The organism is Mesorhizobium sp. J8 (assembly GCF_016591715.1).
Classification (GTDB): Bacteria; Pseudomonadota; Alphaproteobacteria; order Rhizobiales; family Rhizobiaceae; genus Mesorhizobium.
In genome coordinates this window covers 4,671,976-4,690,446 of record NZ_AP024109.1, presented here as the reverse complement: position 1 = coordinate 4,690,446, position 18,471 = coordinate 4,671,976, and the positions used below count along the sequence as shown (strand labels likewise).

Here is an 18,471-nt window from a genome sequence, read left to right as displayed (position 1 = left end):
TTCCGATGAGCATGGCCGAAAGCCTTGTGCGCTGGCGCTACCGTCTGCTCCCCGACCACGTGGTCGGGGAGATCCTGGCCAAGAAATGGATCGACAGCGTCATCCCCTTCACCGCGCTGGTGATCCTGTGCGCGATCTTCGGTTCGATCGTGCCGGGCTTCTTCGACGTGACGACGCTGACCAATCTCAGCGGTCAGACCGCCGAGCTCGGCCTGGTCGTGCTCGGCATGACCATCGTGATGGTGTCTGGCGGCATCGATCTCTCCGTCGGCTCGACCTTCGCGCTGGCGGTGCTCGTCACGCTCTACGGCATGAATGTCGAGCAGTGGAGCTTCGGAACCGGCCTGCTGGCGTGCCTGGGTCTCGGCGTCGTCTGCGGCGCCATCAACGGCTTCCTGGTCGGCTTCCTGCGCATGCGGGCGTTCCTCACCACGCTCGTCACGCTCATCATCTACCGGTCCACCTTCGACATCGTCTTCCCGCATGTCTCGACGGCGATCGTGACCAGCGGCCCGGATTCGCCGACCTATGATTTTCTCGGTTTCGGAACGGTCTGGGGCGTACCGACCTCTTTCGCGGTCTTCGTGGTCATTGCGATCGTGATCCACCTGGTGCTGTCGCGCGCCCGCTATGGCTGGCGGCTGTTCGCGGTCGGCGGCGCGCGCCGCTCCGCCTACAATGCCGGCATCAATGTGCGCTTCACCTTGTTCAGCGCCTACGTGCTCTGTTCGGTGCTGGTCGCGCTCTCCGGCTTCTTCTTTTCGGCCCGCATCGGCAGCGCCGCCTCCGACATCGGCACCGGGCTCGAATTGCAGGTGCTGACCGCCACCGTGCTCGGCGGCATCTCGCTCGGCGGCGGCCGCGGTTCGGTCGCCAAGGCGCTGATGGGCACGCTCTTCGTGCTCGTGCTGTCGAACAGCCTGCTTGCGCTCGCCGTGCCCGGCCCGGTCAACTATCTGATCCTCGGCCTCGTGCTGCTGTTGTCCGTGCTTCTCGACGTGCGCTGGGTGAAGAACCGCCACAAGATCCTGCGCAGCGTCTATATCTCGCCGACCTTCGCCAAGATGCCGCAGTCGATCTCGACCGCGCCCGGCGCGCCGATGGCGGTGAACGACCGGCTGAAGGATGTCGGCGTCATCGGCCTCGGCTTCCTCGACGGCGCCGAGGACGTGATCTTCGACCGGCAGGACCGGCTCTATACCGGCAGCCGGCAGGGCGACATATTGCGCTTCCAGCCGCCGCACTACACGGAAAGCGAAGTGTTCGCCCATATCGGCGGCTCGCCGCTCGGCATGGCCTTCGACCGTGACGACAATCTGGTCATCTGCGTCGCCGGCATGGGCCTCTATCAGGTCTCGCCGGCGGGCGAGGTGAAGCTGCTCACCGCCGAGACCAACCGCTCGCTGACATCGGTCGTCGACGACTCGACCATGAAGCTCGCCGACGACTGCGACATCCTGCCCGACGGCCGCATCGTCTTTTCCGAGGCCACGGTGCGTTTCGAGATGCACGACTGGTACGCGGACGCGCTGGAGAGCCGCGGCAATGGGCGCATTATCGTCCACGATCCGAAAACCGGCTCGACCCGCACGCTGCTGTCGAACCTCGTGTTCCCGAATGGCATCTGCACGGCCTTCGACGGCCAGTCGGTGCTGTTCGCGGAGAGCTGGGCCTGCCGTATCAGCCGCTACTATTTCGACGGGCCGAAGAAGGGCAAGGTGGAGCGGGTCATCGAGGGGCTGCCCGGCTATCCCGACAACATCAACCGCGCCTCCGACGGCACCTACTGGCTGGCGCTGATGGGCATGCGCACGCCGGCGCTCGACCTATCGCTGGAAATGCCGGGCTTCCGCCGCCGCATGGCGCGGCGCGTGTCGGAGGACGCCTGGCTGATGCCCAACCTCAACACCGGCTGCGTGCTGCGCTTCGACGAGAAGGGCCAGATCCTCGAGAGCCTGTGGGACCAGGCCGGCGAGAAGCACCCGATGATCACCTCGATGCGCGAGCACAAGGGCATCCTCTATCTCTGCGGCATCTTCAACAACCGCATGGGAACCCTGCCGCTGAAAGGCGCCGATCCCAACTGGTTCAGCTCGGATTCCTACTGGGGCAAAAAGGCATGAGCGCCATGAGCCGGCTTTTCGACCGCTTCCTCGGCCGCGGCGACTGGGCGGTGACCGTGCCGACGCTCGACGGGCCGCTGCTGCCCAACCAGGACCTCGAGGAGGCGGAAACCTTCGCCAGCCTCGCCGACGCCGACAATCTGGTCCGGACCGAAAAGGGCATGCTGGCGAGCAGCGCGAACCGGCTGCTGCGGTTCGATGCCGACGGCAAGGCCGAACTCCTGCAGGAATTTCCTGGCGAGATCACCGCGCTCGCCCATGCCCGCGGCATGACCGCTCTGGCCATCGAAGGCAAGGGCGTCATCATGCGAGGCGGCTTGCATGACGGGCGCGAGGCGACGGGGGACGAGGCCCGCAGGCTCTCCTGCGTCACCGCGCTCACTTTCCTCGACAGCAACACGCTGCTGGTGGCCAACGGCTCGGCCTCGCTGCCGGCGAGCGGCTGGCGCCGCGACCTGATGCAGAAGAATGCTTCCGGCTCGCTGTGGCGCCTCGACCTGAAAAGCGGCCGGCTGGAACTGATCCGCGAAGGTCTCGCCTGGCCCGCCGGCATCGCCACCACCGGCTCCAACCGCGTCTACGTCACCGAGGCCTGGCGCCATCGCGTGCTGGCGATCGACCTCGCCAGCAAGGCGCCGGTGCCGGTGCTGGAACATCTGCCGGCCTACCCGGCGCGGATCGCGCCCGCCTTCAACGCCGGCTACTGGCTGACCTTCTATTCGGTGCGCAACCAGCTGGTGGAGTTCATCCTGCGCGAGGAGACCTATCGCAAGCGCATGCTGGCGGAGATCCCGGAAGCCTACTGGATGGCGCCGTCGCTCGGCTCATGGCGCGACTACCGCGAGCCGATGCAGGGCAGCCAACTGAAGCAGATGAACGTGCTGAAGCCCTACGCGGTCACCCGGTCCTACGGGCTGGTGGTCCATTGCGACCAGAACATGAAGCCGCTGTCGAGCTTCCATTCGCGCGCCGACGGCACGGTGCACGGCACGATCAGCGCCTGCGAGGTTGACGACGACCTGCTCGTCGCCTCGCGCGGCGGGTCGAGGATCGTGCGCCTGGCCAAGGCCGCCAGCGGCAAGCGGGGTTAAGCGATGTCGGGCAACATCATCGAACTCAGGGATGCGACCAAGGCGTTCTCGCGCATCCCGGCCTTCAAGAACGTCAATTTCGACCTCCGCAAGGGCGAGATCCACGCGCTGCTGGGCGAGAACGGCGCCGGCAAATCGACACTGACCAAGGTCATGGCCGGCGTGTTCAAGCTGACCGAGGGCAAGCTGTTCTTCGACGGCAAGGAGGTGTCTTTCGCAACGCCCGCCGAAGCGCTTCGCGCCGGCATCGCCATGGTGTTCCAGGAGACCAATCTGGTGCCGGCCATGACGGTTGCGCAGAACCTCTATCTCGGCGAAGAGAAGATGTTCAACCGGCTGCGCGGCCTCTACATCCAGGCGCGGCAATTCCTTGCCGGCATGGGTTTCCAGGTCGATCCGACCGCGCAGGTGAGCACGCTGGGCGCTGCCCACAAGCAGATGGTGGAAATCGCGCGCGCCGTCCACCACAAAGCGCGCGTAATCATCTTCGACGAGCCGACCGCTACGCTGACCCCGGAAGAAAAGCGCCATTTTTTCAACCTTCTGCAGCGGCTGGTGAAGGAAGGCATCGCCATCATCTTCATCACCCATGCGCTCGAAGAGGCGCTCGCCGTCGCCGACCGCATCACCGTCATGCGCGATGGCGAGATCGTGGCTTCGGGCGAGGCAAAGGGCTTCACCCGCGCGTCCATCGTCCAGGCCATGGTAGGCCGCACGCTCACCGAAACGTTGCATGGCGAGGTCAAGCGCACCGCGCGGCCCTATGGCGACAAGGTGCTGTCGGTCGAGAACCTCTCCTGCGCCGGCCTGGTGCGCAACTCGTCCTTCTCGGTGTTCTCTGGTCAGGTCACCGGCATGTTCGGACTGGTCGGCGCCGGCCGCACCGAGATGGCCAAGGTCGTGGCCGGGCTGCTGAAGCGCAATCTCTTCCATGGCGGTGAAATCCGCCTGCTCGGCAAATCGGTGCGCTATCGCGTGCCGCGGCCGGCGGTGCGCGACGGCATCGTCTATGTGACGGAGGACCGCAAATTCGACGGCTTCTTCGAGACGATGACGGCGGGCGAGAACCTGCAGATCGGAGAACTGACCGATAAATCCAACCCGGTGTCGATCGTGTCGCTGGCGCGCGCCAGGGAACTCGCCAAGCAATGGGGCGAGCGGCTGAGGCTGAAGCAGATCAGCGATCGCGCCAGGATGATCGAGCTTTCCGGCGGCAACCAGCAAAAGGTCGTGATTGCCAAGTCGCTGATCCAGCAGCCCAAGCTGGTGATCTTCGACGAGCCGACGCGCGGCGTCGACGTCGGCGCCATCGTCGAGATCCACCAGCTCATCGGCGACCTTGCCGATCAGGGCATGGCCGTCGTCGTCATCTCCTCCTATCTGCCGGAAATCCTTGCTGTTTCCGACCGCATCCTGGTCGTGAAGCGCGGCCGCGTGGTCGAGGAGATGATGCTGTCGGACGCAACCGAGGAACGGGTCATGTTCGCGGCGGTCCACTGACCCAGAAATAGATTGGCTGGCTAAGCCAGAACCGGCGCTTGGGCCGGCTATTGCCTTGCAATCGGTTCCGCGTCTGAATAGGTCAGGAGGCCTGATCACCTGCCTGAGCGGACATGTCCAGCATCAACCTCAAACTTCTGCAGACGTTCCTGCTTGCCGCGGAAAACGGAAGCTTCCGGCGCGCGGCCGAAGAAAGCAACCGCTCGCCGTCGGCCGTCTCCATGCAGATACGCGACCTCGAGGAGCAGATCGGCATTTCGCTCTTCATCCGCACGGCGCAACGCGCCAGCCTGACGCCGGAGGGCCAGGTGCTGTTCGAGGAGATCGCCAATGCGATGTCGCAGGTGCAGACCAGCCTCGACCGGCTGACCGAGATCGCCGCGCGGCGCAAGGGCAAGGTGCAGATCGCCTGCGCGCCGACATTGGCGGCGAGCCGGCTGGGCGACATATTGGCGACGTTCAAATTGCGCTATCCGCGCTCGATCGTCGAGGTCATCGAGACCCCGCCGCAGGCGGCGCTCGCGCTGTTGCAACAGCAGGGCGTCGAATTCTATCTCGGCCCGGAACTGCCGAACCTCAACGACTTCCAGTTCGAGTCGATCCTTGACGATCCGCTGATGGCCTGCATCCCGACGGAGATTTATGTCGGCGAGAAGAAGCTCAATCTGTCAGACCTGAAACGCTTTCCGCTGATCCTGCTCAACCGCAAGACGGCGGTGCGCGGACTGCTCGACCGGCTGACGGCGGCGGAAGGGATCGAGCTCAAGCCGCAATACGAAGTCGAAAGCGCGCAGACCGCGGTGGCGCTGGTGTCGTCGGGGCTGGGCGTCTGCGTGGTGCCGGGCATCGCCATATCGCGCAATGACGAGCGCATGCGTGTGGTGCCGATCGACCATCGCGACGCCCACCGTTCCGTCGGCATCATCACCGCGCGGGGCTATGTGCACCACTCCTTCTCCGAGCAGCTGATGAACCTTATCCGCACCAATCTGCGCGAACTGGCGCACTGACGGTTCTGCAGCGGCTTAGTCGGTCTGGATCCAGACCGCTTTCGTCTCCAGATATTCGTGCAGATGCTCGACGCCGCCCTCGCGGCCATAGCCGGACATCTTCATGCCGCCGAACGGCACGGCCGGATCGATGGCATGGTACATGTTGACCCAGACCGAGCCCGCCTTGACGCGGCGCGCGAGCTTGTGCGCGGTGCCGAGATTGGTGGTGAAGATGCCGGCCGCCAGGCCGTAAGGCGTTGCGTTGGCGCGCGCGACCACCTCGTCCAGCGTGTCGAAGGGCATCGCCGAGATGACCGGGCCGAAGATCTCTTCGCGCGCGATGGTCATCTTGTCCGACACAGCGCCGAAGACGGTCGGCGCGATGAAGTTGCCGCCGTCATAGAGCTCGCCCGTCAGCCGTGATCCGCCGGCGACCAGCCTGGCGCCTTCGTCGCTGCCGGCCTTGATGTAGCCTTCCACCTTCCCGGCCTGTCTGGCGTTGATCAGCGGGCCGATCTCGGTCTCCGCCTCGATGCCGTGGCCGATGCGCAGCTTGCCGGCGAACTCGGCGACGCGGCGCACGAACTCGTCATGGATCTCGCGCGCCACGAACAGCCGCGAGCCGGCGATGCAGATCTGGCCCGAATGCACGAACACCGCCATCGCCGCGACCGGCACGGCTTTGTCGATGTCGGCGTCGCGGCAGACGATGATCGGCGACTTGCCGCCGAGCTCCAACGAGACGCGCTTGAGGTTGGCGACACCGGCGCGCGCGATCGCCTGGCCGGTCAGCGTCGAGCCGGTGAAGACGATCTTATTGACATCCGGGTGCTCGGCGAGCCGCGCGCCGGCCTCGGCGCCGGTTCCGGTGACGATGTTGACGACGCCGTCGGGCACGCCGGCCTCCTGCATCAGCTTCGCGATCAGGAGCGGCGTCAGCGATGCGTCCTCCGACGGCTTCAGCACGATGGTGCAACCGGTTGCGAGAGCCGGCGCGATCTTCCAGATCGAGGCGGCGGTGGGCGCATTCCAGGGGATGATCGCGCCGACGACGCCGACCGGCTCGCGCCGGGTGAAGGTGACGATCTCGCCGGGGATGGAATTATCGATCGCCTCGCCATGCAGCGCGGTCGCCATGCCGCCATAGAAGCGCAGCATGCCGATGACCCGGCGCCGGTTGGCCAGCGTGCGGGTGATCGGCAGTCCCATGTCGAGCGTGTCGGAGACGCTGAGCTCTTCCCAATGTTTTTCGAACAGGTCGGCGATCCTGAGCAGCACGCATTGCCGATCGTAGGGCGAGAATTTGGACCAAGGCCCCTCGAACGCGGCCCGCGCGGAGGCCACCGCCGCGTCGATATCTGCGGCTCCGCCGCGCGGCACCGTTGCCAGCACTTCGCCCGTCGCCGGGTTCAGCGCCTGCATGACCTCGCCGGACTGCGCCGCGACCCACTTGCCGCCGATGAACATCGGCCGAAATTCGCCATGGTAGAGCGTCGTGGCCTTCGCCCTCGGGTCGAAGTTCAGCGTCATCGTCTCCTCCTCACGAATTCCGACGCGACTATTACTCCCGCTGCCGGCGACCTCAAACAAGGAAAGCTAAAAGGGCGTTCAGATAATCGGACTGTGCAACGCGCGCATCTTCCCCGATGTTTCCGGCAACGGAGGAACAGACATGAGACTTGCTGGCAAGGTTGCCATCGTCACCGGTGGCGGTTCGGGATTTGGCGAGGGCATCGTCAAGAAGTTCATCGAGGAAGGCGCGTCGGTCGTGCTGATGGACCGCGACGAAGCGGCGGCCGCGCGCGTCGCTGGCGAAGCCGGCGACAAGGTGCGGCCGATCACCGGCGACGTCTCGACACTGGAGAGTTTTATCGCGGCCGCCGACCTGGCGCGCTCTGCCTTCGGCGGCCTCGACATACTGGTCAACAATGCCGGCGTCGCGCAGCCGCCGCTGCCCTTGGAGATGATGGACGAAGGTCTGTTCGACCGCATCGCCAACGTCAACATGCGCTCGATTTACAATGGCGCGCGCGCCGTGGTGCCGCATTTCAAATCGAGCAAATCCGGCGCTATCCTCAATGTCGCTTCGACGGGCGGCGTCTCGCCGCGTCCGAACCTCACCTGGTACAATGCCTCGAAGGGCTGGGCGATCGCCGCCACCCGCGCCATGGCGGTGGAGCTCGCGCCTTTCGGCATCCGCGTCAACGCGATCAACCCGGTCGCCGGCGACACGCCGCTTCTGTCCACCTTCATCGGCTCCGGCGAGGAAAACCGCGCCCGCGTCATCGCCACCATTCCGATCGGCCGGCTGTCGACGCCGCAGGACATGGGCAACGCCGCGGCGTTCCTCTGCTCCGACGAGGCCAGCATGATCACCGGCGTCGACCTCAATGTCGATGGCGGCAAATGCATCTGAATATCCGCGGTTCCCGAGGGATTTGGCGATGAAGGATGTCTATCAGATCGCGGTCGTGCACGGCGACGGCATCGGCCCCGAAGTGTGCGCCGCGGCGGTCGAGGTGGTGAAGGCGGCATTCGGGTCAGTCTGCCCTTTGCGCTTCACCGAATATCCGGCCGGCGCCGAGCATTTCCTGAAGACGGGGCAGAGCTTTCCCGAGCCGACCTTTGAGGCCTGCCGAGCGGCGGACGCGATCCTGCATGGCGCCGGCGGCCTGCCCGGCGTCGTCTACCCGGACGGAACGGAAGCGGGGCTCGACTTCACGCTGAGGCTCCGTTTCGAGCTCGACCTCTACGCCAACATCCGCCCAATCCGGCTCTTCGAGGGAGTGACGAGTCCGCTCGTCGGCGTGAAGGCCGGCGATATCGATTACGTCATTTTGCGTGAGAACAGCGAGGGGCTTTACGCGGCGCGCGGGGCAGGGGCGCTGTTGCGCGGCGAGGTGGCGGTCGACACGCTGGTGCAAACGCGCGCCGGCATCGAGCGCATCGTGCGCAAGGCCTTCGAACTGGCGCGCCAGTCGAACGGCGCGCCGCGCGACGGCGTTCGTCGGGTGACATGCTGCGACAAGGCCAATGTGCTGCGCAGCTACGCCTTTTTCCGCTCGGTGTTCGACGAGGTGGCGAAGGACTATCCCGATATCGCGACGGAACATGCGCTGGTCGACGCCATGGCCATGCATCTCGTGCTGAAGCCCGGCCATTTCAACGTCATCGTCAGCGAGAACATGTTCGGCGACATCCTGTCGGATCTGGCGGCGGCGACGGTGGGCGGCATGGGCATGGCGCCTTCGGCCGAGGTCGGCGACGCGAACGGCTTCTTCCAGGCTGCCCACGGGTCCGCGCCGGACATTGCCGGCAAGGGGATCGCAAATCCCTACGGGACGATCCTGTCGGCCGCGGCCATGCTCGAGTGGCTCGGCCGCGGACATGGCGACGAAAGGCTGCGCAGGGCCGCCGAACAGATCCGCCGGGTGACGGAAGCGTGCCTGGCGAACGGGCTGCTCAGCGCCGACCTCAAAGGTAGGTCGTCGACCGCCGAGATCACCGGGACCGTTTGCGACCGGCTCGCGGCCTGACGCGATGAGGCGGCTCGATCGCTGCGTATCGGTGGAGGATTTTCGCCGGTTGGCGCGCGGCCGGCTGCCGAAATCCGTCTTCGAGTTCGTCGATGGCGGAGCAGGCCAGGAACTGACCTTGCGCGAGAACCGCGCCGGCTTCGAGCGTATCCGGCTGCTGCCCCGTATTCTGACCGACGTATCCCGGCCTGACCTGACCACCACGCTATGGTCGAGAGCCTATCCGACGCCGCTGGTGATCAGCCCGATGGGATCCTGCGCGCTGGTGCGCCCCGGCGCCGACATTGCGATTGCCACGGCGGCAGCGGCGCGAGGCATACCCTACACGCTGTCGACCATGGCGACGACCGGGATCGAACAGATGGCAAGGGCGGTCGAGGGACCGCTCTGGTTCCAGCTCTATGTGCTGAAGGATTTCGATTTCAATCGCCGGCTGGTGCGCCAGGCTGAAGAGTTCGGCTATTCGGCGCTCGTGGTCACGGTCGACCTGCAGACGGGCGGCAAGCGCGAAAAAGACCTCAGAAACGGAATCTCGATCCCGCTCAGGCCTTCGCTGCGGCACATGATCGAAGGGATCGCGCATCCGGCCTGGGCGTTTCGCCTCCTGCGCGGCGGCTTCCCGCAATTCGAGAATGTTCGCGGCTATCTCGGCGACACCAGCGCGGGGCTGACGATCGCGGCGCGCGTCGGCCGCAACCTCCATGCCGGTTTCGATTGGAATGACTTCCGCACGATCCGCGACTGGTGGAAGGGCCCGCTGATCGTCAAGGGCGTCCTGCATCCGGACGATGCCGCGAGACTGATCGGGGAGGGCGCGGACGGGGTCTGGGTGTCCAATCATGGCGGCCGGCAGCTCGACGGCGCGATCGCAAGCGTCGATGCAACTGCGGCCGTGCATGCGGCCGTCGGCGGCCGGGTTCCGATCCTGATCGATTCCGGCATCCGCACGGGCATGGACGCCATCAAGGCAAAAGCATGCGGAGCAACCGCCTCGGCAATCGGCCGGGCCGCCCTGTTCGGCGCAGTGGCGGGACAGGCCGGCGTCGAGCGGGTCCTGGACATTCTGCTCGACGAAATCGCAACGGGTCTGAAGCTTTGCGGGGTGCCCGGTTTTCAGCAAATTGAGCCGGATTTGATCGCTCCGGCGGACTGACCGGGCGTAGCTTCGTCGCAATGCCTATCTGGTTTGATGAGGCGCAAGGTTGCGCGAGCCCCAGCCGGCGGTTATGCCGGGTGAGGATTTCCTGACGAGAGGCAGAGCTGATGAAGGTCGTTTCCACCTCCAGAGCACATGGCGGGATCCAGGGTGTCTATTCGCACGCTTCCGAAGTCTGCGCCTGCGACATGACCTTCGCCGTCTTCGTGCCGCCGCAGCCCAAGGACGGGCTGCTTCCGGTCCTCTGGTATCTGTCGGGCCTGACCTGCACGCATGCAAACGTCATGGACAAGGGCGAGTACCGACGGCTGGCGTCCGAGCTCGGACTGGTCATCGTGTGTCCCGACACCAGCCCGCGCGGCGCCGACGTGCCGGACGAGAAGGACAATTGGCAGTTCGGCTGCGGCGCCGGCTTCTACCTCGATGCGACGCAAGCGCCTTATGCGAAGAACTATCGCATGTATTCCTACGTCGCCGAGGAATTGCCGGCACTCGTCGCCGCCAATTTCCCGGCCGACATGTCACGCCAGGCGATCTTCGGTCATTCGATGGGCGGACACGGCGCGCTGACGATCGCGCTGAAGAATCCAGAGCGCTACCGGAGCTGCTCGGCCTTCGCGCCGATCGTGCAGCCGTCGACGGCCGGCTGGTCGCGTCCCGCTTTCGAAAAATATCTCGGAGGCGAGGAAAAGAGCTGGCGCGCCTATGACGCCACGCTGCTGATCGAGGACGGCCGGCGATACCCGGAATTCCTCGTCGATCAAGGCACGGCGGATGGCTTCCTGCAGGATGGTCTCCGGCCATGGCTCCTCGAAGAGGCATGCAAGAAGGCTGGCATCGACCTGACCCTGCGCATGCAGGAGGGCTACGACCACTCCTACAATTTCATCTCGACCTTCATGGACGATCACCTCAAATGGCATGCCGCGCGGCTTGCCTGATCATCCTCCGTAAAATGCGCGTCCGGCCGTTCCCGAACGGCCTGTTCCGCGTCAGCCATGGCTGACAATTGGGCGTTCACCTTCTAGTGAGCACAAGAATGTCCGGCGGAACATTCCCCTTTTCGCGCTGTTACATCCAAGCAACAGAGCGGAAAGGAGCTTCCGCATGGACAACCCGCGATCCACGGCAAGTATAGCCGGCCATCCCATCCATCCCATGCTCGTCACCATCCCGATCGCCTGTTTCGTCGGGACGTTGCTTACCGATATCGCCTATTGGCGAACGGCCGAAATGACCTGGGCCAACTTCTCGGCCTGGCTCCTGACCGTTGGCGTCATCGTCGGCATTCTGGCCGCCATAGCGGGGCTTACGGACTTTCTTGGCGGTCGCAAGATACGCGCTCAGCCGACCGCATGGCTGCATATGGCCGGCAATCTCGTCGCGCTTATTCTGTCCTTCTTCAACATGCTTATCCACACGCGCGACGCCTGGACGTCCGTCGTGCCGACCGGGCTGATCCTGTCGGCGCTGGTGGTGATCATCCTGCTCTTCACGGGCTGGCTCGGCTGGGGGTTGGTCTATCGCCATCATGTAGGAGTAGCCGATGAGACGGTTTGATAGCGCGATCAGATGGCCGATCGCGGCGCTTTGCTGCGCAATGGCCCTGGGGGTCGCGGGCTGCAGCGACGACAACACCGATCCGAACGCGCAGATCGGCCCGAATCCAAAACTGCCGGAGATAAATCAATATCTGTTCCCGCCAATGCATCTGGCCTCAGTGGTCGGCTGGAAAAATGACGAAAAGCCCGCCGTCGCCCAAGGCCTGCGGATCGAGGCGCTGGCGAAGGGCCTTCAGCATCCGCGCTCGCTTTACGTGCTGCCCAACGGCGACATACTGGTGGTGGAATCGACGGCGCCGAACGAAGCGTCGGTCAAGCGGCCCAAGGACATCGTCATGGGCTGGATCGAGAGCTGGGTCACCTCCGGCGGCGACACTGGCCCGAGCAATCGCATCACGCTCTTGCGCGACACCAACGGCGACGGCAAGCTGGACTATCAGGGCGTGTTCCTCGACCATCTCAATTCGCCCTTCGGCGTGGCTCTGGTCGGCAACGACCTCTATGTCGCCAATACGGACGCGATCGTGCGCTATCCCTATCAGCCAGGCGATACGAAGATCACGGCGCCCGGCAAGGTGCTGACGGAACTGCCCGGCGGACCGATCGATCACCACTGGACGAAGAGCCTTGTCGCAAGCCCTGACGGCTCATTGCTCTATGTCGGCGTCGGCTCGAACAGCAACATCACCGAGAACGGCATCCAGGCCGAGAAGGACCGCGCCGCGATCTGGGAGGTCGACCGCGCCACCGGCCGCTGGCGCATCTTCGCCAGCGGGCTGCGCAATCCCAACGGCCTGTCGTTCGAACCGGAAAGCAAGGCGCTGTGGACCGTGGTCAACGAGCGCGACGAGCTCGGACCGAACCTGGTGCCGGATTACATGACGTCGGTAAAGGACGGCGCCTTCTATGGCTGGCCCTACAGCTACTATGGCCAGCATGTCGATCCGCGCGTGATGCCGCAACGGCCGGACATGGTGGCCAAGGCGATCCCGCCGGACTATGCGCTGAGCTCGCATGTCGCGCCGCTCGGGCTTGCCTTCTACACCGCGAACAACCTGCCGCAATCCTATCGCGGCGGCGCCTTCGTCGGCGAACACGGCAGCTGGGACCGCTCCCGTTTCAACGGCTACAAGATGGTTTTCGTGCCGTTCAGCGGCGGGCATCCGAACGGCATGGCCCAGGACGTCGTCACCGGCTTCCTCAACGACAAGGGCGAGGCGAGGGGCCGCCCCGTCGGCGTTGCCGTCGACAAATCCGGCGCGCTGCTCATTGCCGACGACGTCGGCAACACGGTCTGGCGGGTGACGGCTGCCGCGCCAGGTTCCACGTAAGAACCGGACTCAATCCCCCGACATCGAGCGCGCCATGTCCAAAAAGGCGCGCACCAGCTTGCCGCCGCTGCGCTCGCGCAGGCAGATCAGCGCTTCGTCCATCAGCGTCTCCGGCGCGTCGATCGCGATCTCGGCCAACCGCGAATCGTGACCGAACTCGGCCGCCGAGACGAAGCCGACCCCGGCGCCGGAGGCGACGATCTCGCGCACCGCCTCGCGGCCTTCGGCCTCGATCGCGGGCTTGAGCTCGATCTCCAAAGCCGCGGCAAGATCCTCGAGCTTCTTGCGCGTCTTCGAGCCACGTTCGCGCATCACCAGCGGTTCCTGCGCCAACTGCTTGAGCGTCAGCGATTTTTTCGCCGCGAGTGGATGATCGGCCGACACGAAGGCGATGATCGGCGTGGAGTTCAGCTTCAGCATCTCGAAATCGCGGCCCGATGGTACTTCTGGCAGCACACCGATATCGGCCTCGTAGCTGTAGAGGCTGCTGATGACGGTGTCGGTGTTGCCGGAGCGCAGCAAAACCTGGACGCCGGGATAACGGGCGCGAAAAGCGCCGAGGATGTGCAGCAGGTGGTGCGCCGCGTCGGCGACGATGCGCAACGTGCCGGCCCGCAGCGCGCGCGATTCCGTCAACAATTCCAACGCCTGCTGCTCGGTCTCAAACATGCGGTGGGTGATCTCGAGCAGCCTCTGGCCCTGGGTGGTCAGCGTAACCTGCTTCTTGTTCCGGTTGAACAGGAGCACATCATATTCTTCCTCGAGCTTGCGCACCTGATCCGAAATCGCCGGCTGGGTCAGGAACAATGCCTCGGCCGCGCGCGAAAAGCCGCCGGAAATGGCGACCTGGTGAAACGCCCTAAGCTGGACATAGCGCATTCGCTTGGCTCCCTTGGCGGCGCGTCTGGCTTACGGTCGTAGCATCGATCAGATCGATACATCAATACAAAATAACGATTTTACAAATATGTCATGCCCGCTGAGAATGGCTGTCATATTCCGATGACAGGATCGAAGTGGGAGGGCAGCATGCGCGCTGAGACGAAATTTGCGGCGACCAAGCCGCTGGATGCGCCAGCGCTGGGCGAACCTTATCTGCTCACTCCCGGCCCGCTCACCACGGCTTATGCCGTCAAGCAGGCGATGCTGCGCGACTGGGGCTCCTGGGACGGCGATTTCCGCGCCATGACCGCTGAGCTGCGCCGCCGCCTTCTGGCGTTGACCGGTGACAGCCGAGGCGAATTCGACTGCGTGCCCATGCAGGGCAGCGGCTCCTTCTGCGTCGAGGCCATGCTAGGCTCGTTCGTGCCCAAGGACGGCAAGGTGCTGGTTTTGGCCAACGGCGCCTACGGCCTGCGCGCCGCGCAGACGATGGAATATATCGGTCGCGCCTACACGCTGATCGACAAGGGGGACTACCTGCCGCCGCGCGGCGAGGAGGTGGCGACGGCGCTGAGGGCCGACCCCGCGATCACGCATGTGATCGCCATCCACTGCGAGACCAGCTCTGGCATCCTCAATCCGGTCGCCGAGATATCGGAAGCCGTCTATGCCAATGGCCGCAAGCTTCTGGTCGATTCCATGAGCGCGTTCGGCGCCATCCCGCTCGACGTCAACGACATCCGCTATGAGGCGATGGTTTCGTCCGCCAACAAATGCATCGAGGGCGTGCCGGGCTTCGGCTTCGTCATCGCCCGCAAGAGCGAGCTCGAAGCCGCCAAGGGACGCAGCCACTCGCTGTCGCTCGACGTCCATGCGCAATGGACGAACATGAACAAGACCGGGCAATGGCGCTATACGCCGCCGACGCATGTCGTCGCGGCCTTCCTGGAGGCGTTACGTCTGCACGAGGCCGAGGGCGGCGTTGCCGGACGCGGCGCGCGCTACACGCGAAACCGCGACGTCATGGTGGCCGGCATGCGCGAGCTCGGTTTCGAGACGCTGCTCAAGGATCGCTGGCTGTCGCCGATCATCGTCACCTTCTTCAACCCGGCGCATGAGAATTTCGCCTTCGACCGCTTCTACGAACTGATGAAGGAAAAGGGCTTCATCATCTATCCGGGCAAGCTCACGGTGGTGGACTCCTTCCGCATCGGCTGCATCGGCCAGATGGACGAGCATGTCATGCGCCGCGTGGTCGAAGCGGCAGCGCAGTCGCTGAACGAAATGGGCGTCGACACCGCCGCCCCATCCCCCGCCGCTATCGCCGAGCGCGCCAAGCTCGCCGCCTGAGAGGTTTTCGAATGAACCAGATGTCTCCCGTCAACGTCGCGGCCAATGGCCGTTCCTATGCCTGGCCGCGCGTGCCGGCCATCGCCATCTGCCTCGACGGCTGCGAGCCGGCCTATCTCGATGAAGCGATCAAAGCCGGGCTGATGCCGGCACTGGAAAGGATCAAGAAGACGGGCACGGTGCGCTTCGCCCATTCGGTGATCCCGAGCTTCACCAACCCCAACAATCTGTCGATCGCCACCGGCCGGCCGCCGGCGGTGCATGGCATCTGCGGCAACTACCTCTACAACCCGGAGACGGGCGAGGAGGTGATGATGAACGATCCGAAGTTCCTGCGCGCGCCGACGGTGTTCCAAGCCTTTTACGACGCCGGCGCCAAGGTGGCGGTGGTGACGGCCAAGGACAAGCTCAGGGCGCTGCTCGGCAAGGGGCTGAAGTTCGACGACGGTCGGGCGATGTGCTTCTCGGCCGAGAGGTCCGACATCACGACAAAAGCCGAGCACGGCATCGACAATGCTTCGAAGCATTTCGGCCTGCCGGTGCCCGAGGTCTATTCGGCCGAGCTGTCGGAATTCGTCTTCGCCGCCGGCGTGCAACTCCTGAAGGAATTCCGGCCGGACGTGATGTATCTCACCACCACCGATTATGTGCAGCACAAATACGCCCCGGGCGTGCCCCAGGCCAACGCCTTCTACGAGATGTTCGACAAGTATCTGGCGCAGCTGGATGCGCTGGGTGCGGCGATCGTCGTCACCGCCGACCATGGCATGAAGCCGAAGCACCATGCCGACGGCTCGCCCAACGTGGTCTACGTCCAGGACCTGCTCGACGAATGGCTGGGCAAGGACGCCGCCCGTGTCATCCTGCCGATCACCGACCCCTATGTCGTGCATCACGGGGCGCTGGGTTCCTTCGCCACCGCTTACCTTCCCAAGGGCGTGGACCGCGAGGCGGTGATGGCAAAGCTGCGCAAGGTCGAGGACATCATCCTGGTGCTCGGTCGCGAGGAAGGCTGCGCGCGCTTCGAGCTGCCCGAGGACCGCATGGGCGACATCATCCTGATCTCCGGCGAGAACAAGACGATCGGCACCTCCGAGCACCGGCACAATCTGGCGGCGCTCGACGAGCCGCTGCGCTCGCATGGCGGGCTGACGGAGCAGGAAGTGCCGTTCATCGTCAACCGCGTGCTGCCGGATCTGCCGAACGAGCCGGTGCTGCGGAATTTCGATGCGTTCTACTACGCGACGATGGCGGCGGCGCAGGCTTAGGTTGGGCGCTGTCGACCCCCACTCCGCCGGACTTCCCCCGGCACCTCTCCCACGATCGACGGGAGAGGAAAGGCGCCCGGTCGATTACCCAGCGCTTTGGACTGCGAAGGAACAAGGGCCGACGCCGACTGATTTCCTCTCCCCCGTCGATCGGGGGAGAGGTGGCCCGAAGGGCCGGAGTGGGGGTCGACCCCGCGACATATCCACGACTGGAACCACCCACATGACCCAACTCGATCCCGCCATCAAAGTCCGCCACGAGCCGATGCGCATCGCCGGGGAAAAGGTCGATGCTGAGCGCAGGCTGGAAGTGCGCTTCCCCTGGAACGACACCGTCATCGGCACAGTGCCGGCGGGCGGTGCGGAGCATGCGCGGCGCGCCTTCGAGATCGCGGCCGCCTATCAGCCCAAGTTGACGCGCTACGAGCGGCAGAAGATCCTGCTCAAGACCGCCGAGCTGCTCAATGCGCGCAAGGACGAGCTGTCGGATCTCATCACGCTGGAGCTAGGCATCTCCAAGCAGGATTCGCTCTACGAGGTCGGACGCGCCTTCGACGTTTTTACCTTGAGCGGTCAGCTGGCCATCCAGGACGACGGGCAGATCTTTTCCTGCGATCTCACCCCACATGGCAAGCAGCGCAAGATCTTCACCATCCGCGAGCCGCTCAACGCGATCTCGGCCATCACACCCTTCAACCATCCGCTCAACATGGTGTCGCACAAGGTGGCGCCGGCGATCGCCACCAACAATTGCGTCGTGGTTAAGCCGACGGAGCTGACGCCGATCACGGCGCTGATGCTGGCCGATATCCTCTACGAGGCCGGCCTGCCGCCGGAAATGCTGTCGGTCGTCACCGGATGGCCTGCCGATATCGGCGACGAGATGATCACCAATCCCAATATCGACCTCATCACCTTCACCGGCGGCGTGCCGGTCGGCAAGATGATCGCGTCGAAGGCCGGCTACAAGCGCCAGGTGCTGGAGCTCGGCGGCAACGATCCGCTGATCATCCTCAACGATCTTTCGGATGGCGATCTTGCCAAGGCGGCCGATCTTGCGGTCGCCGGCGCGACAAAGAATTCCGGCCAGCGCTGCACGGCGGTGAAGCGCATCCTGGTGCAGGAGAAGGTCGCCGACCGCTTCGTGCCGATGGTGCTGGAGCGGGCCAAGGCCATCAAATTCGGCGACCCGCGCGAGCCGGCAACGCAACTGGGCACGGTGGTGCATGAGAAGGCCGCGGCGCTGTTCGAGAAGCGTGTCCACATGGCGGCTGAGCAGGGCGCCGAAGTGCTCTACGATCCAGGCCGCAGGGGCGCGTTGCTGCCGCCGATCGTGGTCGACCGCGTGCCGCACCAGTCCGAGCTGGTGATGGAGGAAACCTTTGGGCCGATCGTGCCGATCGTGCGCGCGCCGGACGATGACGAGGCGCTGATCAGGCTGTCGAATTCGACTGCCTTCGGCCTGTCGTCGGGCGTCTGCACCAATGATTTCCGCCGCATGCAGAAATACATCACCGGCCTCAAGGTCGGCACCGTCAACATCTGGGAAGTGCCGGGATACCGCATCGAGATGAGCCCCTTCGGCGGCATCAAAGACTCCGGCAACGGCTACAAGGAAGGCGTCATCGAGGCGATGAAGAGCTACACCAACATCAAGACCTTCTCCCTGCCCTGGTAAGC

At 64.7% G+C, this 18,471-nt stretch carries 15 protein-coding genes; 13 read left to right on the top strand and 2 right to left on the bottom strand.

Annotation, left to right across the window (positions count from 1 at the left end):
• Nucleotides 1-5 precede the first annotated feature (5 nt).
• The 4 genes from MJ8_RS22440 to MJ8_RS22425 all read left to right on the top strand — a co-directional run bounded on the left by MJ8_RS22440 (nucleotide 6) and on the right by MJ8_RS22425 (nucleotide 5,724).
• A complete protein-coding gene (locus tag MJ8_RS22440; protein ID WP_201410911.1) occupies nucleotides 6-2,123 on the top strand; it encodes an ABC transporter permease in 2,118 nt (705 codons plus the stop codon).
• Nucleotides 2,120-3,214: a strictosidine synthase gene (locus MJ8_RS22435; protein ID WP_201410910.1), complete on the top strand. Its 1,095-nt coding sequence runs from the start codon at nucleotides 2,120-2,122 to the stop codon at nucleotides 3,212-3,214. Before MJ8_RS22440 ends, MJ8_RS22435 begins: the two co-directional genes overlap by 4 nt.
• A gap of 3 nt (nucleotides 3,215-3,217) precedes the next feature.
• The gene (locus MJ8_RS22430) at nucleotides 3,218-4,714 is read left to right on the top strand and encodes a sugar ABC transporter ATP-binding protein (protein ID WP_201410909.1); all 1,497 of its coding nucleotides are present in this window, start codon (nucleotides 3,218-3,220) and stop codon (nucleotides 4,712-4,714) included.
• Between the two features lie 113 nt (nucleotides 4,715-4,827).
• Nucleotides 4,828-5,724, top strand: a complete 897-nt coding sequence (locus tag MJ8_RS22425; protein WP_201410908.1) for a LysR family transcriptional regulator — start codon at nucleotides 4,828-4,830, stop codon at nucleotides 5,722-5,724.
• 15 nt (nucleotides 5,725-5,739) lie between these two features.
• Here MJ8_RS22425 and MJ8_RS22420 read toward each other — a convergent pair whose 3' ends face one another.
• Complete coding sequence (locus MJ8_RS22420; protein ID WP_201410907.1) at nucleotides 5,740-7,236, bottom strand: aldehyde dehydrogenase family protein; 1,497 nt, start codon at nucleotides 7,234-7,236, stop codon at nucleotides 5,740-5,742.
• A gap of 142 nt (nucleotides 7,237-7,378) precedes the next feature.
• On the opposite strand from MJ8_RS22420, the gene MJ8_RS22415 reads away from it, so the two are divergent.
• The 6 genes from MJ8_RS22415 (at nucleotide 7,379) to MJ8_RS22390 (ending at nucleotide 13,291) form a co-directional block, all read left to right on the top strand.
• Nucleotides 7,379-8,122 carry a glucose 1-dehydrogenase gene (locus MJ8_RS22415; RefSeq protein WP_201410906.1) on the top strand — a complete coding sequence of 248 codons (744 nt, stop codon included), beginning with the start codon at nucleotides 7,379-7,381 and terminating at the stop codon, nucleotides 8,120-8,122.
• A gap of 28 nt (nucleotides 8,123-8,150) precedes the next feature.
• Nucleotides 8,151-9,242: an isocitrate/isopropylmalate dehydrogenase family protein gene (locus MJ8_RS22410; RefSeq protein ID WP_201410905.1), complete on the top strand. Its 1,092-nt coding sequence runs from the start codon at nucleotides 8,151-8,153 to the stop codon at nucleotides 9,240-9,242.
• Nucleotides 9,243-9,246: 4 nt separating this feature from the next.
• Nucleotides 9,247-10,395, top strand: coding sequence for an alpha-hydroxy acid oxidase (locus MJ8_RS22405; RefSeq protein WP_201410904.1), 1,149 nt, complete (start codon nucleotides 9,247-9,249; stop codon nucleotides 10,393-10,395).
• Between the two features lie 110 nt (nucleotides 10,396-10,505).
• Nucleotides 10,506-11,339, top strand: a complete 834-nt coding sequence (fghA, locus tag MJ8_RS22400) for an S-formylglutathione hydrolase (RefSeq protein ID WP_201410903.1) — start codon at nucleotides 10,506-10,508, stop codon at nucleotides 11,337-11,339.
• Nucleotides 11,340-11,505: 166 nt separating this feature from the next.
• On the top strand, nucleotides 11,506-11,958 hold the full coding sequence (locus tag MJ8_RS22395) for a DUF2231 domain-containing protein (RefSeq protein ID WP_201410902.1): 453 nt from the start codon (nucleotides 11,506-11,508) through the stop codon (nucleotides 11,956-11,958).
• Nucleotides 11,945-13,291: a PQQ-dependent sugar dehydrogenase gene (locus tag MJ8_RS22390; RefSeq protein ID WP_201410901.1), complete on the top strand. Its 1,347-nt coding sequence runs from the start codon at nucleotides 11,945-11,947 to the stop codon at nucleotides 13,289-13,291. Before MJ8_RS22395 ends, MJ8_RS22390 begins: the two co-directional genes overlap by 14 nt.
• Before the next feature lie 9 nt (nucleotides 13,292-13,300).
• On the opposite strand, the gene MJ8_RS22385 is transcribed toward MJ8_RS22390, so the two are convergent.
• Nucleotides 13,301-14,170 carry a LysR substrate-binding domain-containing protein gene (locus MJ8_RS22385; RefSeq protein WP_201410900.1) on the bottom strand — a complete coding sequence of 290 codons (870 nt, stop codon included), beginning with the start codon at nucleotides 14,168-14,170 and terminating at the stop codon, nucleotides 13,301-13,303.
• 150 nt (nucleotides 14,171-14,320) lie between these two features.
• On the opposite strand from MJ8_RS22385, the gene MJ8_RS22380 reads away from it, so the two are divergent.
• The 3 genes from MJ8_RS22380 (at nucleotide 14,321) to phnY (ending at nucleotide 18,469) form a co-directional block, all read left to right on the top strand.
• On the top strand, nucleotides 14,321-15,523 hold the full coding sequence (locus MJ8_RS22380; RefSeq protein WP_201410899.1) for a 2-aminoethylphosphonate--pyruvate transaminase: 1,203 nt from the start codon (nucleotides 14,321-14,323) through the stop codon (nucleotides 15,521-15,523).
• Nucleotides 15,524-15,534: 11 nt separating this feature from the next.
• Nucleotides 15,535-16,791, top strand: a complete 1,257-nt coding sequence (gene phnA / locus MJ8_RS22375) for a phosphonoacetate hydrolase (protein WP_201410898.1) — start codon at nucleotides 15,535-15,537, stop codon at nucleotides 16,789-16,791.
• 223 nt (nucleotides 16,792-17,014) lie between these two features.
• Nucleotides 17,015-18,469: a phosphonoacetaldehyde dehydrogenase gene (phnY, locus tag MJ8_RS22370; protein ID WP_201410897.1), complete on the top strand. Its 1,455-nt coding sequence runs from the start codon at nucleotides 17,015-17,017 to the stop codon at nucleotides 18,467-18,469.
• Nucleotides 18,470-18,471: the final 2 nt, after the last annotated feature.